Source organism: Chromobacterium sp. CV08 (genome assembly GCF_051129845.1).
Lineage (GTDB): Bacteria > Pseudomonadota > Gammaproteobacteria > Burkholderiales > Chromobacteriaceae > Chromobacterium.
The window spans coordinates 441,573-458,462 of sequence record NZ_CP150453.1 but is presented as its reverse complement, the minus strand read 5'-3'; the positions used below and the strand labels follow the sequence as shown (position 1 = coordinate 458,462).

At 68.4% G+C, this 16,890-nt stretch carries 14 protein-coding genes; 6 read left to right on the top strand and 8 right to left on the bottom strand.

Features of this window, described 5'->3' with window-relative positions; genetic code table 11:
- Nucleotides 1-122 precede the first annotated feature (122 nt).
- Nucleotides 123-6,644 (bottom strand): Ig-like domain-containing protein, encoded by a 6,522-nt coding sequence (locus WNM05_RS02215; RefSeq protein WP_434632129.1) that lies wholly within the window; start codon nucleotides 6,642-6,644, stop codon nucleotides 123-125.
- Between the two features lie 208 nt (nucleotides 6,645-6,852).
- On the opposite strand from WNM05_RS02215, the gene WNM05_RS02210 reads away from it, so the two are divergent.
- Complete coding sequence (locus tag WNM05_RS02210; RefSeq protein ID WP_434632127.1) at nucleotides 6,853-7,626, top strand: class I SAM-dependent methyltransferase; 774 nt, start codon at nucleotides 6,853-6,855, stop codon at nucleotides 7,624-7,626.
- On the opposite strand, the gene WNM05_RS02205 is transcribed toward WNM05_RS02210, so the two are convergent.
- Genes WNM05_RS02205 through WNM05_RS02195 form a run of 3 tightly spaced genes read right to left on the bottom strand, consistent with a single transcriptional unit; the run spans nucleotide 7,618 to nucleotide 9,679 of the window.
- Nucleotides 7,618-7,965 carry an antibiotic biosynthesis monooxygenase family protein gene (locus WNM05_RS02205; RefSeq protein WP_434632125.1) on the bottom strand — a complete coding sequence of 116 codons (348 nt, stop codon included), beginning with the start codon at nucleotides 7,963-7,965 and terminating at the stop codon, nucleotides 7,618-7,620. The two genes, WNM05_RS02210 and WNM05_RS02205, sit on opposite strands and share 9 nt — an antisense overlap.
- Nucleotides 7,962-9,053, bottom strand: coding sequence for a hypothetical protein (locus tag WNM05_RS02200; RefSeq protein WP_434632123.1), 1,092 nt, complete (start codon nucleotides 9,051-9,053; stop codon nucleotides 7,962-7,964). Before WNM05_RS02200 ends, WNM05_RS02205 begins: the two co-directional genes overlap by 4 nt.
- Entirely contained in the window at nucleotides 9,050-9,679 is a 630-nt protein-coding gene (locus tag WNM05_RS02195; protein ID WP_434632121.1) for a DUF6058 family natural product biosynthesis protein, read from the bottom strand. The genes WNM05_RS02200 and WNM05_RS02195 overlap by 4 nt, the downstream gene beginning before the upstream one ends.
- Before the next feature lie 80 nt (nucleotides 9,680-9,759).
- On the opposite strand from WNM05_RS02195, the gene WNM05_RS02190 reads away from it, so the two are divergent.
- A complete protein-coding gene (locus WNM05_RS02190) occupies nucleotides 9,760-10,470 on the top strand; it encodes an ArsR/SmtB family transcription factor (RefSeq protein WP_434632119.1) in 711 nt (236 codons plus the stop codon).
- A gap of 2 nt (nucleotides 10,471-10,472) precedes the next feature.
- Here WNM05_RS02190 and WNM05_RS02185 read toward each other — a convergent pair whose 3' ends face one another.
- Together WNM05_RS02185 and WNM05_RS02180 are read right to left on the bottom strand one after the other, a co-directional pair.
- A complete protein-coding gene (locus WNM05_RS02185) occupies nucleotides 10,473-10,868 on the bottom strand; it encodes an acyl-CoA thioesterase (protein ID WP_434632118.1) in 396 nt (131 codons plus the stop codon).
- A 237-nt stretch (nucleotides 10,869-11,105) separates the two neighbouring features.
- Entirely contained in the window at nucleotides 11,106-11,402 is a 297-nt protein-coding gene (locus tag WNM05_RS02180; protein ID WP_101710356.1) for a DUF2325 domain-containing protein, read from the bottom strand.
- A 208-nt stretch (nucleotides 11,403-11,610) separates the two neighbouring features.
- Here WNM05_RS02180 and WNM05_RS02175 point away from each other — a divergent pair, with 208 nt between their 5' ends.
- The 3 genes from WNM05_RS02175 to WNM05_RS02165 all read left to right on the top strand — a co-directional run bounded on the left by WNM05_RS02175 (nucleotide 11,611) and on the right by WNM05_RS02165 (nucleotide 14,033).
- Complete coding sequence (locus WNM05_RS02175) at nucleotides 11,611-12,924, top strand: Na+/H+ antiporter family protein (protein ID WP_434632116.1); 1,314 nt, start codon at nucleotides 11,611-11,613, stop codon at nucleotides 12,922-12,924.
- Between the two features lies 1 nt (nucleotide 12,925).
- Complete coding sequence (locus WNM05_RS02170; protein WP_434632114.1) at nucleotides 12,926-13,153, top strand: SlyX family protein; 228 nt, start codon at nucleotides 12,926-12,928, stop codon at nucleotides 13,151-13,153.
- A gap of 373 nt (nucleotides 13,154-13,526) precedes the next feature.
- On the top strand, nucleotides 13,527-14,033 hold the full coding sequence (locus tag WNM05_RS02165) for a hypothetical protein (protein ID WP_152636913.1): 507 nt from the start codon (nucleotides 13,527-13,529) through the stop codon (nucleotides 14,031-14,033).
- 50 nt (nucleotides 14,034-14,083) lie between these two features.
- On the opposite strand, the gene WNM05_RS02160 is transcribed toward WNM05_RS02165, so the two are convergent.
- A complete protein-coding gene (locus tag WNM05_RS02160; protein ID WP_434632112.1) occupies nucleotides 14,084-14,659 on the bottom strand; it encodes a GNAT family N-acetyltransferase in 576 nt (191 codons plus the stop codon).
- A gap of 16 nt (nucleotides 14,660-14,675) precedes the next feature.
- Entirely contained in the window at nucleotides 14,676-15,584 is a 909-nt protein-coding gene (locus WNM05_RS02155) for a DMT family transporter (RefSeq protein ID WP_434632111.1), read from the bottom strand.
- Between the two features lie 48 nt (nucleotides 15,585-15,632).
- Between WNM05_RS02155 and dapC the strand changes: the two genes are divergently transcribed.
- A complete protein-coding gene (gene dapC, locus WNM05_RS02150) occupies nucleotides 15,633-16,838 on the top strand; it encodes a succinyldiaminopimelate transaminase (protein WP_434632109.1) in 1,206 nt (401 codons plus the stop codon).
- The last annotated feature ends 52 nt before the right edge of the window (nucleotides 16,839-16,890 follow it).

Below are 16,890 nucleotides of genomic sequence, written 5' to 3'. Positions count from 1 at the left end.
CCGGAACCGGCCTGCGCGCGGTCCTGACTGAAAATCGGATTGCATCTTGCTGCCCCCTTGAGCGTTATCGGTTGGTCTGGGCCATTCCCGTTGATGCCTGTTTGCCGCGGCCCGCCGCGAAGCTAAGCCTGCTTATCCTCCCCCAGCAGCGCGGCCAGTCGCTGCAGAAAGCCGCCCTGGCCGTGGTGCTCGAACTGTCGGTTGAGCGCCAGCTTGCCGGCGGCCGGCGGCGCTGCCTTGCGGGCTTGCGTCGTCGTCGGCTGCCGTTTGCCGAAATTCAGCTGGATATGGCTGTTTCCATGGTGGCCGCTCTTGTCCTGCACCCGGATGTCTATCGAAACCGGCTTGTTCCATCCCGCCGGCGCCTGCCCGGTGAAACGACCGGTCGTCGGATCGAACTTCAGCCAGGCCGGCAGCGGCTGGCCGTTGCTCTGGCGCGCGACGATGCTCAGATTGGCCGATGACTCGCGGCTGATGATGGTGGCCGGCGGCAGTGCGACGGTGAACGACTGTCCGACCGCCAGCGGACGCACACCCAGATCCGGGTTCACCTGCAAGGCGACGGTCGGATTGCTGGCGGTGCTGCTGACGAAGGAAGGCGCGCTGCCGTTGACGTTGTCCGCGCCGTTGACGCCCGGAGAAGTCGCGGAGATCCCGCTGCCGGCATGCTCGGCATCGGACAGCACGTTCTGCGCCGCATTGTCCGCGCGCTCGCTGCCCATGCTCACCGTCGGCGTGCCGCTGACCGCGGCCAGCACGATATTGGGCGTGATGGCCGGCAGCTGGATCGCGCTGGCCACCGACGCCGGCGCGGCGGGCGCGGCCGGCGTCACGACATTATTGGTCGTCATCTGCTGGCCGCCGACCTGGTACGACGGCGCGGTCGTCTGGCCGGCCAGCGGATTGCCGGCCCGATCGCTGACCGCGCCGCCCTTGATCGTCAGCGACAGCGAGCCGTCGCCCCCGACGCCGGTCAGCTGGACCACGTAGCTGGTGGCGTTGACCGCGGTCACGCCGGCTATCGTGCCGTGGGCGCTGCCGGTGGCGACCAGGTCCAGGCTGGCCGCGGTGAACGAGGCCACCGGCTTGCTGAACGTGATCTGGTAGGACAAGGTGCTGGCGGTCGTATTCAACGGACCGGTCGCGCTGATGCTGGCTTGCGGCGCCGTGGTGTCGACGGTGATGTTGTAGCCGGTCGACTGGCCGCCGACATTGCCGGCGATGTCGGTCGCCGTCGCCCGGATGCTGTGGTTGCCGTCGGCCAGCGGACTGGCCAGGCTGTAGCTCCAGACGCCGCTGCCGTCGGCAGTGGTCGTGCCCACCGCCGTCCCGTCGACATACACCGTCACCGTGCTGCCGGCCGCGGCGCTGCCGGTGACCGTCGGCCTGTTGTTGTCGGTGACGCCGTCGCTGTGGCTGACGCCGGTGTCGGTCGCCGCGCTCAGCGCCAGGCCGGTCGGCGCCGCCGGCGCCGCGGTGTCGACGGTGATGTTGTAGCCGATCGACTGGCCGCCGACATTGCCGGCGGCGTCGGTCGCCGTCGCCCGTATGCTGTGGTTGCCGTCGGCCAGCGGACTCGCCAGGTTGTAGCTCCAGGCGCCGCTGCCGTCGGCGGTGGTCGTGCCCACCGCCGTGCCGTCGATATAGACCGTCACCGTGCTGTTCGCCTCGGCCGTGCCCTGCACCGTCGGCTGGTTGTTGTCGGTGATGCCGTCGCTGTGGCTGGACCCGGTGTCGCTGGCCGCGCTCAGCGCCAGGCCGGTCGGCGCCGCCGGCGCCGCGGTGTCGACGGTGATGTTGTAAGCGGCCGACTGGCCGCCGACATTGCCGGCGGCGTCGGTCGCCGTCGCCCGTATGCTGTGGTTGCCGTCGGCCAGCGGACTCGTCAGGTTGTAGCTCCACGCCCCGCTGCCGTCGGCGGTGGTCGTGCCCACCGCCGTGCCGTCGACGTAGACCGTCACCGTGCTGCCCGCCTCGGCCGTGCCCTGCACCGTCGGCTGGTTGTTGTCGGTGACGCCGTCGCTGTGGCTGGACCCGGTGTCGCTGGCCGCGCTCAGCACCAGGCCGGTCGGCGCCGCCGGCGCCGCGGTGTCGACGGTGATGTTGTATACCGTCGACTGGCTGCCGACATTGCCGGCGGCGTCGGTCGCCGTCGCGCGGATGCTGTGGCTGCCGTCGGCCAAGCTGCTGGAAATATTGTAGGTCCAGGCGCCGCTGCCGTCGGCGGTGGTCGTGCCCACCGCCGTCCCGTCGACATACACCGTCACCGTGCTGTTCGCCTCGGCCGTGCCCTGCACCGTCGGCGTGTTGTCGCTGGTCTTGCCGTCCGAACTGCTGCTGCCGGTGTCGGTGGCCGAGGTCAGCGCGACGCCGGCCGGCGCCGCCGGCGCCGAGGTGTCGATGACGACGGCGTAAGCGGACGACAGACCGCTGTTGACGCCGCCGCTGCTCGCCATCGCGGTGATCGCGTGACTGCCATCCGCCAGGCTGGAGACGAAGTTGTAGCTCCAGGCGCCGCTGCCATTCGCCGTGGTGGTGCCGACGCTGACGCCGTCCACATAGATGGTGACGGTGCTGCTGGCGACGGCGGTGCCCTGCACGGTCGGAGTGTTATCGCCGGTGATGCCGTCCGAACTGCTGCTGCCGGTATCGGTACCCGCCGTCAGTCCGCTGACCGCCGGCGTCGGCAGCTGGATGGCGATGTTGCGGGTGACGGTCGCGCTGCTGACGGTGCCGTCGTTGACCGTGAAGCTGATGGTGCGGGTGGCGGTGCTGGGCGAGCCGGCGGTGTCGTTGTACGTCACCGCCTGCAGCGCCGCCTGCCATTGCGCCACCGTCGCCGTCGCGCCGCTGGACGTCAGCGTCAGCACGCCGGTGCCGCTGTTGTAGCTGGCGACGATGTTGCCGAAGGTGGACGAGCTGGTGTTGGTGAAGGCCAGCACGTCCTCGCTGCTGTGGAAGTTGCCGGTGATCGATACCGTCGCCGACGCCAGCGTGGTGTTGTCGCGGTCGGACACGGTGATGCCGCTGTCCACCGCCACCGGCGTCGGCGTGCCGCTGATGGTGTAGCTGCCGCTGGCGCCGGACACCGTGGCGATCGGCGTCTGGTCGGTGTCGGCCACCGTCACCGTACGCGTCGCCGCCGCGCTGTTCTGCTGGCCGTCGTTGACGGTGAAGCTGATGGTGCGGGTCGCGTTGTTGGGCGTGATCGCCGTGTCGGTGTAGGTGATGGCGCGCAGCGCCGCCTGCCACTGGGCGACGGTGGCCGTCGCGCCGCTGGACGTCAGCGTCAGCACCCCGGTGCCGCTGTTGTAGCTGGCGGTGATGTTGCCGTAGGTGGACGCGCTGGTGTTGCTGAAGGCCAGCACGTCCTCGCCGCTATGGAAGTTGCCGGTGATGGACACCGTCGCGCTCGCCAGCGTGCTGTTGTCGAGGTCGGACACGGTGAAGCCGCCGTCCACCGTCACCGGCGTCGAGGTGACGTTGTTGCCGGCGGTGAAGGCCGCGCTGCCGCTGCTGGCGGTGACGATGGGGGTCTGGTCGGTGTCGGCCACCGTCACGGTCTTGGTCGCCGCCGCGCTGTTCTTGCTGCCGTCGTTGACGACGAAGCTGATGGTGCGGGTGGCGGTGTTCGGCGTCACCGCGCTGTCGGTGTACTTGACCGCCCTCAGCGCCGCCTGCCACTGCGCGATGGTCGCCGTCGCGCCGCTGGAGCTCAGCGTCAGCACGCCGGTGCCGCTGTTGTAGCTGGCGGTGATGTTGCCGTAGGTGGCGGAGCTGGTGTTGGTGAAACTCAGCGCATCCTCGCCGCTCTGGAAATTGCCGGTGATGGATACCGCCGCGCTCGCCAGCGTGGTGTTGTCGAGGTCGGACACGGTGATGCCGCCGTCCACCACCACCGGCGTCGACGTGGTGTTGTTGCCGGCGGTGAAGGCGGTGCTGCCGCTGCTGGCGGTGGCGATCGGCGTCTGGTCGGTGTCGGCCACCGTCACCGTCCGCGTCGCCGCGCTGCTGGCGTTGCTGTTGCCGTCGGCCACCTGGAAGCTGATCGTGCGGGTGGAGCTGTTCGGCGTCACCGCGCTGTCGGTGTAGGTGACCGCGCGCAAGGCGGCCTGCCACTGCGCCAGCGTGGCGGTGCCGCCGCTGGACGTCAGCGTCAGCACCCCGGTGCCGCTGTTGTAGCTGGCGACGATATTGCCGTAGGTGGTGGAATTGGTGTTGCTGAAGGCCAGCACGTCCTCGCCGCTGTGGAAGTTGCCGGTGATGGACACGGTGCCGCTGGCCAGCGTCGGGCTGGCGTTGTCGGTGACGGTGATGCCGCCGTCCACCGCCACCGGCGTGGAGGTGGCGTTGTCGCCGGCGGTGAAGGCGGCGCTGCCGCTGCTGGCGGACAGCAGCGGCGCGGCGCTGACCGCCATCGTCACGCTGGCGGCGCTGCTGGTGCCGCCGCGGCCGTCGTTGACCGTCACCTGTATCGTGCGGGTGGAGGTATTGGGTATGCCGGAGGCGGTGTCGTTATAGGTCAGCGCGTCCACCAAGGTGGTCACCCGGCTGGCGGTGGCGTTGCTGTTCAAGGTGACGATCAGATCGTGCCCGCTGACGCCGTCGCCGCTGCTGGTGATGGTGCCGATGGCGACGCCGCCCACCGATACCGTGCTGCCGACGCTGGTGCCGCTGGACAGCGTGATCGTGCCGCTGGTATCGATGCCCAGCGCGTCCTCGGCGCTCTGGCCGTTGGCCGAGATGTGCACCGTCACATTGCCGCCGTTGAGGCTGGTGGTGTCGCTGTCGGTGACGGTGGCCGCGGTGCCGGTGTCCAGATGCACGGCGCCGTTGCCGGCGTAATAGGTATTGCTGTCGCCGTTCAGATTGCCTATCACCGGCGCCGCGTCGGCGGCCACGGTGACGGTCTTGGTCACCGTCGAGCTGGTATTGCTGCTGGCGTCGGTGATGGCGAAGCTGATGGTGCGGCTGCTGGTATTGGGCGTCAGCGAGCTGTCCTGATAGGTCACCGCCTCCAGCGCGGCCTGCCATTGCGCGTTGGTGGCGGTGGAGCCGCTGGACGTCAGCGTCAGCACCCCGGTGCCGCTGTTGTAGCTGGCGCTGATATTGCCCATCGTGCTGCCGTTGTTGGTGAACGCCAGCACGTCCTCGCCGCTGTGGAAGTTGCCGGTGATCGACACCGTGGCGCTGGTCTGCGTCGAGGCGGCGGTGTCGCTGAGCGTGACGCCGCTGTCCACCGCCACCGCGCTGCCGGTGCCGGAACTGTAGGCGCTGCTGCCGCCGCTGGCGGTCAGCGTCGGCCCCGGAAAGTGGAAGTTGGTGGCGTTGATCGCGCCGATGCCGATCAGGCCGGTGACGTTGTTGCCGGTGGAGGGCACGACGCGGAACGAGTCTATGCCCTGGAAAGCGCTGTTGCTGGACACATTGAAGGTCACCACCGAGCCGTTGTTGTCGATGTCGGACACGTTCTGGCTCAGCGTGGCGCCGCTGACCAGGGAACCGTTCAAATAGCCCTGCAGCACCAGCGTGCCGCCGGAAAAGCTGGAATTGTAGCCATCCAGTACCACGCTGATGGAATTGAGCGTGAACAGGCTGCCGTCGTTGGGCTTGACCGAGAAATACGTGATCTGCTTGCTGCCGTCGCTGAGCGCGTCCACCGTTTCCACCGAGCTGGAGCCGTCCTTCTCGACGATGATCATCTCGTTCTGGCCATCGCTGGCGGAATTCATCTGCATCGTGAAATTCCAGCCGAGGAAGTTGCTCACCGTCAGCGAGGTTTGCCCTGTCGGGATCACCGTGGTGGAACCGTCCAGCGTGTCGAAGGCGGTGGTGCCGGAGGTCGGCCGGGTCAGCAGGCCGTTGTAGCCGGGCAGATCCAGCGCCGCCGCGTGCAGCAGGCCGGTACTGTATTCCAGCGTCCAGTCCCCGCCCAGGCCGGCGGCGCCGGTGGGATCGGTGGAACCGGCCGTCACCCGGCCGCTTTCGCGCGCGATCGCGTTGACCAGCGCCGCGCCGTCGCTGCCCTCGGCGACGTCGCAGCCGTAGAGCAGGATGTCTCCGCCGGGCCGAAGCGCCCTGCCGATGGCGGCCAGCTCGGCCTGACGGCTGCCGACATTGGCGGTGCTCAACTCGGCGGTGCCGAGCTGCAGATCGTTTTCCTGGCCGTGGGAGACGATGTGGATGGCGCCGTAGCCGCTATGGGTCTGCGCCCACTCGGCGATCTGGCTCAGACCGTCCTTGCCGCTGTCCAGGACCACCACCTGGTAATCGGACGGCAGCTGGGCGATCAGGCTCCGGTAGTTGGCGACGTCGGACTCGACGAACACCACCTGCGGGGCGGCGCTCGCGCCGATGCGCGGCGCGAGCGCCCGCAGCGCGTCGCCGACCATGGCCGGCGGGAGGTGGGCGGCGCCGGCCGCATTGCCGGTGTTGGCGCCGGCCGGACTGGCCTCGCCATGCCGCTGCTGCGCGACGGCCGCCGCGACATCATGCATCACGCCGACATGCTGTTCCGCATGAACGGCGGCGGCCACCGCGCCGTCGAACATCATTCTGGGCTCCAGCGCCTGCAACAACAAACGTCCGGCCGGACGCGCGGCCTTCCCGGCCGTTTCCCGGTCCGTCGATTTCCACCACTTCATGCTGCTCTCCCGCCAGCCTCCGGCCGCTGCCGACAGCGACACCACGAAGACGATCCTATTAGATGGATAGACTAATCAGCGGCATAAGAACATGTCACATAGGTAAATGATTTTTAGATAAAACTACGTAATCATCCCCGTCGACTCCGCCGGCTTGCGGTGCGGCGGCGCATCCCGTATCGTGCGCAACAGCTTGCAAGGACCGCCTATGACCGCCACTCCGCTTTACTGCGCCGAACCCGCCCGCCTCGATACCGCCCGCCGCCTGAGCGAACGCTTCGCCCTGCCGCTGATCCGGCAGCAGCCGACGAACGGCTACTGGCTGCAGCTGAACGGCGAGCGGCTGGAGCTGCTGACCACCGGCAAGCACGGCGCGGTTTACGCCGAATTCGTCGAGGGCGCGGCGCGCCACCGCCGCGAACAGGGCGGCGGCCGCGGCCAGCCGGTGGCCAAGGCGGTGGGGCTGAAGGGCGCGAAGGCATTGCCGCATGTGGTCGACGCCACCGCCGGCCTGGGCCGCGACAGTTTCGTGCTGGCCACGCTGGGCTGCCGGGTGACGATGGTGGAACGCTCGCCGGTGGCGGCCGCACTGCTGGCCGACGCGCTGGAGCGCGCTCTCCGCGACGAGGCTACCCGCGACATCGCCGAGCGGATGACGCTGGTGCACGCCAACTCGCGCGACTGGCTGGCCGGCCTCGACGAGGCGCAACGGCCCGACGTGGTCTTCGTCGATCCGATGTTCCCCGACACCGACAAGAAGTCCGCCGCCGCCAAAAAGGACATGCAGGCCTTTCAGCACGTGATAGGCGACGACATGGACAGCGCCGAGCTGCTGGCCGCCGCGATCGCCGCCGCCAGGGTGCGGGTGGTGGTGAAGCGGCCGCGTCTGGGCGCGGCCATCGCCGGCGTGAAGCCGTCGGCGGTGCTGGACGGCAAGTCCACCCGCTTCGACCTCTACGTGATCAAGGCGCTGTCAGCCTGAGTGCGCGGCGCGGCTGTCGTCCGGCGCCTGCGCCCTGTCGGCCATGCCGTAATCGCGCCTCACCTCGACCACCCGCAGCCGGTAGTCGGCGAACAGCCTCCCCCGGCCGGCGGCCTGCGCCATCCGGTGCGATTCCAGATTGCGCCAGGCCGCCACCGCCGCCTCGTCCCGCCAGAACGACAGCGACAACAGCTTGTCCGGCCGACCCAGGCTCTGGAAACGCTCGATCGACACGAAACCGTCGATCTTGGGCAGTTCCTCCGCCAGGCGCGCCGCCCATTGCAGATAGCCGTCTCGTCCGTCATCGGCCAGCGTCACTTCGAAAATCACTGCGATCATTTGCTTTCTCCGGCGCCGAAACGGCGCATTCTGACATTCGGCGGCCCCTGAAAAACGATGCCGCCGCCCAAGGCCCGCCAATCCGGACGGCATGCCTCCAACGCGTCCAGCGCACCGTGTGCGGTGGCCAAGGCCAGCGCCTCGCCCGGACAGCCATGCCGGCCGCGGCCGAAGTCCATGCATGCTTCAGCCGCCGGGTCATGCGCGGCGGCGGCCAGCAACACCAGCACCTGGTCGCCGGCCCGCAGCGGCTGGCCGGCCAGAACCACATCCTCTTCGACGAAGCGCCGGGTGTGGTGCAGCACCGGATCTTGCAGCAGGCGCGCGCGCCACTCGGCGGGATAGCCGTGATCCCATTCGCCCAGGCAGCGCCAGGCGATGCCGGCCGACAACAGCCCGGCGCCGGCGTCGCGGCTCTGGAACAGGACGCCGAGCAGATTGGCGCACAAGACGGCGTCGTCGAGACCGGCGAACTCGGCGCGCCAGCGCCTGAGCCAGCCCGTCGCCGGCAAGCCGGTCAGCTCGGCCGTCAATGCCAGGCAGGCCTCCGCGCCTCGTTCCCGCGCCGCATCGTCGGCGTCGGCCGACAAGGCCCGGCACACCCGCGCGATCCCTTCCGCCGCATCCGCCAGCGCGGCCTCCGGCCAGCCCAGCAGCGCAGCCAACGTGGCGACCGGCAAGAAATCGACCAGATCATCCAGGCGGCGGCCGTCGACGGCATCCGTCGCCAAAAAGGTGCGCGCCAACCGCCGGGCGGCGTCCGTCGCCTCGCCCAGAGACAAGGCCGCCAGGCTCGCCGCCACCGCCGCGCGCAGACCGGCATGCGCCTCGCCGTCGTTCATCCGCAGCCAGCGGCCGAAAACCTCGCCCAACGGCGATGCCGCGATGGCGGCCGGCACCGGCGCCGATGCCGGCCGCACCCGGCAGACGGAGCTGCCCAGCACCGCCGCCACCGCCCGGCGCGAGGCGGCCATCCATAAACCCAGCGCCTCGTCGCGCCGCCAGCCCTCCCGCGCCAAGGCGCGGTAATAAGGATAAGGATCAGGATGGCCGGCGGCGGCCAGCGCGTGCTCCGGCCAGGCGCTCACGCTCCGTCTCCCAGGTACTGCCGCCGCACGCCGTCGACGCAGCGCGCGCGGGAGCTGGCCGCGCGCTCGTGCGGGGCGAAGCGGGCGCTCGTCTCGTCCAGCAGCGCCACCGCGCGGCGCAGCAAGACCAGCTCCGACGCCGGCAGCATCCGCCTGGTCTGCCGTTCGGTCAGCCGGTCGATCAGGGCGACCATCGCGCCCTTGGCGGCGATCTGCTCGACCCAGCCGTGTCGGGTGCAGACGCCGTAGGTGCCGGCCAGGAAATGCGCCCATTCCTCGTCCAGGTCGCCGGTCGGCTCGGCCTTCGCCAAGCCCTGCTCCGCCAGACGCGCCAGCTCGGTCCGATAATGCCGTTCGAAGCGGGCCCGCAGCGCGGTGGCGTCGGCATGGTCGGCCGCGATCAACCACTCGGCCATCGCCTGCGGATACCAGGCCAGCTCGCCATCCAGTCCGTGCTCGCCGAAATAGGACGCGACGACGCCGGCGCAGCGCAATCGATAGGAAGGCAAGGGCGCGCGGCCTTCCCGCTGAAGCAGCGCCAGCCGCTCGGGCGCCAGGCCGCAGCGGAACAGCAGCTGCGACTCGCTGAGGAAATAAGTGTGTAGATAATCCAGCAGGTCCCGCATGGCGAAACTCCTTGGCATGTCGTTCGGATAGCCGTATCGTAGCCAGCCATCCGCCAAGATGTTTCACGCTGGAGTGAACCATGATCGCCGCCAATCTCCCCGACATCAGCCGCCTGGCCAGCCTGCTGGCCGACCCCGGACGCGCGCTGATGCTGCTATTGATGCTGGATGGCCGCAGCTACCCGGCCAGCGAGCTGGCTCAGCACGCCGGCCTCAGCGCCCAGGCCGCCAGCAACCATCTGGCCAAGCTGCTGCAAGGCGGCGCGGTCAAGGTCGAGCAGCATGGCCGCCACCGCTATTACCTGCTGGCCGACGCCGCCATCGCCCAGGCGCTGGAAGCGCTGAGCGCGGCGGCCCACGGCCATGATCTGGCCCGACCGCGCGCAGCCAGCCGGGTGGCGCCGGCCCTGAGGCTGGCGCGCACCTGCTACGACCACCTGGCGGGCCGGCTCGGCATCGCCATCGCCGACGCGATGCTGGAAAACGGATTGCTATTGCTGGATGACGACAGGCAGTTCGCGGTGACGGCGGCGGGACGCGGCTGGTTCGCCGCGACGCTGGGAGTGGAAGCGCCGGCCGGCGGCAAGCGGCCATTGGCGCGGGCCTGCCTGGACTGGAGCGAGCGACGGCCGCATCTGGCCGGCGCGCTCGGCGCGGCGCTATGCAGGGAATTCCTGCAACGGAACTGGGTGGAGCGGCGGCCGGACAGCCGCGCACTGCGCGTCACGCCGGCCGGACAGGCCTTTCTGCGCGAGCAGTGGGGCATACGGCCGGAGACGCTGGCGGAGTAGGCCTAGGCGGTCAGCTTTTCGACGAAGCCCGCCGGAATGGACGGCCGGCCCCGCTCGTTGAGGGCAGTGCCTATCACCAAGCCCTCCAGCGCCACCCTGCCGTCGGACTGGCGTATCACCATCTGGCGGAAACCGAAGCGCGCACGCGACACCTGCTCGAAGGCGACGGTGACGACGAACTGGTCGCCGCTGGTCAGCGAGGCCTTGTAGTCCATCTCGGAACGCACCACCACCAGATGGATCTGGTCCCGCGCCAGCGCGGCGAAGTCTACGCCTTTCGCCAGCAGGAACTCGTGCCGGGCATGTTCCAGATAATTGAAATACACGCCGTTGTTGACGATGCCCTGCATGTCGCACTCGTAGTCGCGCACCTTGAATTCAACGGAAAAGACTGACATCACGCGGTTCCCTGTTTCGAAACAATAAAGCGTCCACCGCGGCGGACAAGCCGTTTGGACGCCGACAATGGCAGGGAGTTTCTCAGATAGGCGGCCGGGGAACCAGCGCCGCCATCCGGTTTCAGCGTTTGTGAAAGGCCGCCGGCGGCGCGGCGCGGCGCCATTCCACCTTGGGCGGCGCCTGCAGCGCGGTGCGGCCCAGCAGCCAGGCCAGCCAGTTTTCGTTGCCGGAAAAGATCATGACAGCGGCCTCCAGCCGTGGTGAAGCAGCCGTTGCTCGACGGCGGTGGCGGAACGGCGGCAGGCCAGCACCGGTATGCCCAGCGCGGCGGCGCGGTCGCGGTAATGCCGCATCACGTTATGGCCGAGAAAATCGGTCAGCAGGATCAGCAGGTCCGGCCGCCCGGGCAGCGGCACCCGGCGCTGATGCGCGACATTGCGGCCGCAAATGTGGCGGGCGATGCGGATGTCGTACTGCCGCAGGACTTCCGGAATATTGCCCAGGCTGTCGGCCCCTACCAGCAGCGCTTCCATCTTGCCTCCTTGCCGTGTCGCGCGGATTCAGGTGATGACTTGACTGTAAAGGCTGTTCTTAATTTCCCATAGGAATATGAAATTTTATTGCCATATCTTTTAGATATAAAAGCGCCGGCACCGCGGCCCACCCTCGACAGGGCCGGCAAAAACGGCTACCCTGCCCGGCCCGCGCGAGCGCGCATAAGCCACTGATTTGTCTATACAAATGAATGCCGTTGTACTAGCCGTGGGCACGATGCTCACCCTGACCCTGCTGCGCACCCACGTCGTCATCAGCCTGCTGATCGGCGCCCTGGTCGGCGGCCTCGCCGGCGGGCTGTCGCTGCCCGCCACCCTCGCCGCCTTCAACCAGGGCATCACCGGCGGCGCCTCCGTGGCGCTGTCCTACGCCTTGCTGGGCGCCTTCGCCGTCGCCATCGCCAAGTCCGGCCTGCCGCACGCGATGGCCGACCTGGCGGTGCAGAAGCTGGAGCACGCCAGCGCCCACCGCAAACTGAAATGGACGCTGATCGTGCTGCTCGGCTGCGTCAGCGTCGCCAGCCAGAATCTGGTGCCGATACACATCGCCTTCATCCCTATGCTGATCCCGCCGCTGCTCTACGTGATGGCGCGGCTGCAGCTGGACCGCCGGCTGGTGGCCTGCGTGATCACCTTCGGCCTGGTGACGCCGTACATGGTGTTCCCGGTCGGCTTCGGCGACATCTACCTGAAGCAGATCCTGCTCGGCAACGCCGCCAAGGCCGGCATGGACATCTCGGGCATCAACGTGATGCGCGCGATGGCGATTCCGGCGCTGGGCATGGTGGTCGGCCTGCTGTCTGCGGTATTCGTCAGCTATCGCAGGCCACGCCGCTATTCGCTGGGCAAGATCGAAAACGCCGAACGCACCCGCGCCCGCGTCAGCCGCAAATCGCTGGCCACCGCCTTCGCCGCCATCGTCGCCGCGTTCTCGGTGCAGCTGTACACCGACTCGATGATCATGGGCGCGCTGTCCGGCTTCCTGCTCTTCCTCGCCGCCGGCGTGGTCAAGTGGAAGGACGCCGACGGCGTGTTCAACGAGGGCATGAAGATGATGGCGATGGTGGGCTTCACGATGATCACCGCCCAAGGCTTCGCCGAGGTGTTGCGCGCCACCGGCGAGATCGCCCCGCTGGTCAAGGCCGGCGCGGCGATGTTCGACGGCCAGAAGCCGCTGGCGGCGCTGGCGATGCTGGTGATCGGCATGACGGTGACGCTAGGCATAGGCTCGTCCTTCTCCACCGTGCCGATACTGACCGCCATCTACGTGCCGCTGTGCGCCCACCTGGGCTTTTCACCGCTGGCCACCGTGTCCATCATCGGCACCGCCGGCGCCCTGGGCGACGCCGGATCGCCGGCGTCCGACTCGACGATGGGTCCGACCTCCGGCCTGAATCTGGACGGCCAGCACGACCACCTGCGCGACACGGTGATCCCGACCTTCCTGCATTTCAACCTGCCGCTGATGACGGCCGGCTGGATCGCGGCGATGGTGCTGTAGAATGGCCGGCATGAATACCGACACCGAAAACCGCGTCGAGGCGCTGGAAGTGCGCCTCGCCTTCCAGGACGAGCTGCTGGACGCGCTGAACGACACCGTCGCGCGCCAGCAGCGGGAAATCGACCTGCTGCAGCAACAGATCCGCCTGCTGTACCAGCAGTTCAGGAGCGCGCAGCCCGACGACGCCCCCGGCGGCTCGCTGCGCGACGACATCCCGCCGCACTACTGAGCGCGCTCCCGCTCTCGGCAATGCCGGCAGGCGCATCCCGCGCCGCCGGCGGCCCTCCGCCGTCTCCTGCCGCCTGACGAACGCCGCCGCATGCCCGCGGCGGACGCCTTCACTTCCGCCTTATCGGGAAAACAGCTTTGCAAATACGAAATCTTGCAGACAAATGCATCGATATACCTGCATTTATAGGACATTTCCCGTCATAAATCGGCTGTCCGACATCACAGTACCAAGACGCGGCCGCCAGCGGTAGGCTGGTCCCACTTTCCGCCGCCCCTGCGGCGCCGACCCGGCCATGGAGACCCGCGATGAGCACGCCATTCCACCGCCCCGCCTTCTGCTGTTGACCAACCCCAACGCAGGAGTAAACGACATGGCACACAGCACCGCAGTCAACGTTCCCGCCAAGCAGGCAATCGAGGCCGCCAACGGCGTCATCAAACAACTGAAGGAATACCAGTCGAAAAACTGGGCGATCGGCCTGAACGGCGACAACCTGGCGCCGGACAGCTTCCTGGCCTTCTTCACCGAGCGCCAGCTGCCGTTCGCCTACTATGTCCGCGCCCAGGGCGTCAGCGTCGGCGAGCCGTCGGCCTACCAGATCAACATCGACACGCTGAACCACTATATCGGCCTGATCCGCAGCGCCGAAGGCATCGCCGTCCACGGCGCGATCACGCAGTTGAACCATTACAAGGCCAATAATTGGGCAATCGGCCTGAACGGCACGACGCTGCAGCCGGACGACTTCCTGCCCTTCTTCGACACCCGCGGCGTGGCGTTCGCCTACTATGTGCGCAGCGGCGGCGTCGAACTGGGCACCCCGGCCGCCTACGACAACAATATCCGGGCGCTGCAGCAGTACCTGGACAATCTGTAAGCCGCCCGTTCCCGCCCCGCCGGCTCCCGCCGCGGGGCGGCTTGCTGCCATCAATCCCGCTTGCGCCGCCGCGACACCGTCGCCTCGATGTTCTTGCGGCCTATCAGCTTGACCGGCTCGGGCATCGCCGGCCTGTCCGCCTCGCCCAGCCATTTGTACATCACCAGGCAGTCGACCAGCCCGTGGACCGCGTGGCGGTAGGCGCGCGGCAAGCGGCCGACGACGTCGAAACCCAGCTTCTGCCACAGCGCCACCGCCGCCTCATTGGTGGCCACCACGCTGTTGAACTGCAGCGCCAGGAAGCCGCGTTCCCTTGCGCGTTGCTGCGAGTGCTCGCACAGCGCGCGGGCCACGCCGCGGCCGCGCGCCGCCTCGGCCACCATATAGCCGCAATTGCCGACGTGGCCGCCGGGTCCGGCGGCGTTGGCCTTGAGGAAATAGCTGCCCAGCAGCTCGCCATCCTCCTCGGCCAGCCAGGTCTCCAGCGGCGCCTCGCACCACAGCCTGCGCGCCGCCTCCTCGTCCATGTCCGGATCGAAGGCATAGGTCTCGCGGGCGGACACCACCGCGCGGAACACCGGCCAGAATGCCGCGAAATCGCGCGGCTGCATCGGTCTGATCTGCATCTTGCTTCCTGAGTCTCTACGGTATCGGTTGCGGCTTCGGCGGCGCCGGCTGCGTCATCTGGCCGGACAGCAGGCTGGCGCCGGCGATCAGGGCGCCGCCCAGGCACTCCTGCGCCGTCATCGCCTCGCCGGCCAGCAGATAGGCGGAAATCGCGGCGAACACCAGCTCCATCAGCATCAGCGTCATCGCCTGCGTCGCCGGCAGTATCGACAGGCCGTGCTGCGACACCACGCTGGTGCACAACAGCACCACGCCGAGTATGGCCAGCACCAGCCAGCTGTCGGCCGGGATGCTCAGCATCTTGTGCAATTCGCCGCTCTGGAACAGGCTGAACGCGCCGATCAGCGCGACGCCGAACCAGATCGACGCCGACTTCACCGGCACCGGAATCGCGTGCGCCCGGCGACTGATCACATTGCCGAAGGCGAAGGCCATGCCGCCGGACAGCGCCAGCCACTCGTAACGGTGGGTCAGCGGCAGACCGCCGTTGAACAGGCCGGGCCGGTAGATGAAGACGACGCAGCCCAGCAGCGACAGCCCCACCACCAGCCAACCGCTCCGGGTCAGCCGCTCGTGCAGCAGCAAGCGCGACAGCAGCACCGTCCACAGCGGCGACAGATAGAACAGCAGCAGCACCCGCATCACCTGTCCCTCGGCCACCGCCAGCGTGTAGCTGTAATTGCACCAGCCGAACACCAGCGTCAGCAGCAACAGCACCGGCTCGAAGCGGAACTGCCGGCGGTACAGATTGAAGAACACCGCCAGTCCCACAGCGATGGTGACCAGATAGGTGGCCAGCGAGGCCATCGCCACGCTGACGCCCTGACTGTTCAGGCTGCGGAACGGGTACCACATCAGTCCCCACACCAGCGCGGTGGTCAGGATGCCCGAGGTGGCGACGATTTTTTGTTTTACAGGTGCCATGGCTGTTTTAAGATGGTCGATTGTGATTGATCAATGGAGACGCCCGCCTTGAATCCGCGCCTGGCCCACTTGCACCCGTATCCGTTCCAGCGCCTGGCCGCGCTGCTGGCCGACGCCGCGCCGCCGGCCGCGCTGTCCCACGTCAGCCTGGCGATGGGCGAGCCCAAGCATCCGGCGCCGCAGCGGGTGAAGGACGCGCTGTGCGCCAATCTCGACGGCCTGTCCGGCTATCCGGCGACACAGGGCACGCCGGCGCTGCGCCGCGCCTGCGCCGACTGGGCCGGGCGCCGCTACGGCGTGTCGCTGGACCCGGATCGCGAGGTGCTGCCGGTCAACGGCAGCCGCGAGGCGCTGTTCTCGCTGACCCAGTGCCTGATAGATGCGAGCGGCGAGGTCAAACCGGTGGTGGTGTCTCCGAATCCCTTTTACCAGATTTACGAGGGCGCGGCACTGCTGGCCGGCGCCGAGCCCCACTACGTCAACTGCGAAGCCGGCCGCGGCTTCCAGCCAGACTGGGACGCGGTGCCCGACGCGATCTGGCGCCGCGCGCAGCTGGTCATCGTCTGCAGCCCCGGCAATCCGACCGGCGCGGTGATGGGTCTCGCCGACTGGGCCAGGCTGTTCGCCTTGTCGGACCGCCACGGCTTCGTCATCGCCAGCGACGAATGCTATTCCGAGATCTATTTCGACGCCCCGCCGCTGGGCGGCCTGTCCGCCGCCCGCGCGCTCGGCCGGGGCCTGGACCGGCTGGTGATGCTGACCAGCCTGTCCAAGCGCTCCAATGTGCCCGGCATGCGCTCCGGCTTCGTCGCCGGCGACGCGGCGGTGCTGAAGGACTTTCTGCTGTACCGCACCTACCACGGCAGCGCGATGAGCCTGACGGTGCAGGCGGCCAGCCGGGCCGCCTGGGACGACGAGGCCCACGTCGAGGCCAACCGGGCCGCCTACGCCGCCAAATTCGCCGCGGTGCTGCCGCTGCTCTCGCCGGTGCTGGACGTCGCGATGCCGGATGCCGGCTTCTATCTGTGGGCCAGGGTGCCGGGCGACGACGACGTGGCCTTCGCCCGCGAACTGTTCGCCGCGCAGCACGTGACGGTGCTGCCGGGCAGCTTCCTCGCACGCGACGCCGGCGGCGCCAATCCCGGCCGAGGCTACATCCGCATCGCGCTGGTGGCCGAGGCGGCCGAATGCGTGGACGCCGCCGAAAGAATTGTAGAATTCTGCCGCAGCCGCCAGCCGGCGCTTCCGGCCTGAATTCCCGCTCCAACCGATACCGGACAGAATTTTAGATGACGACTTCGATTCA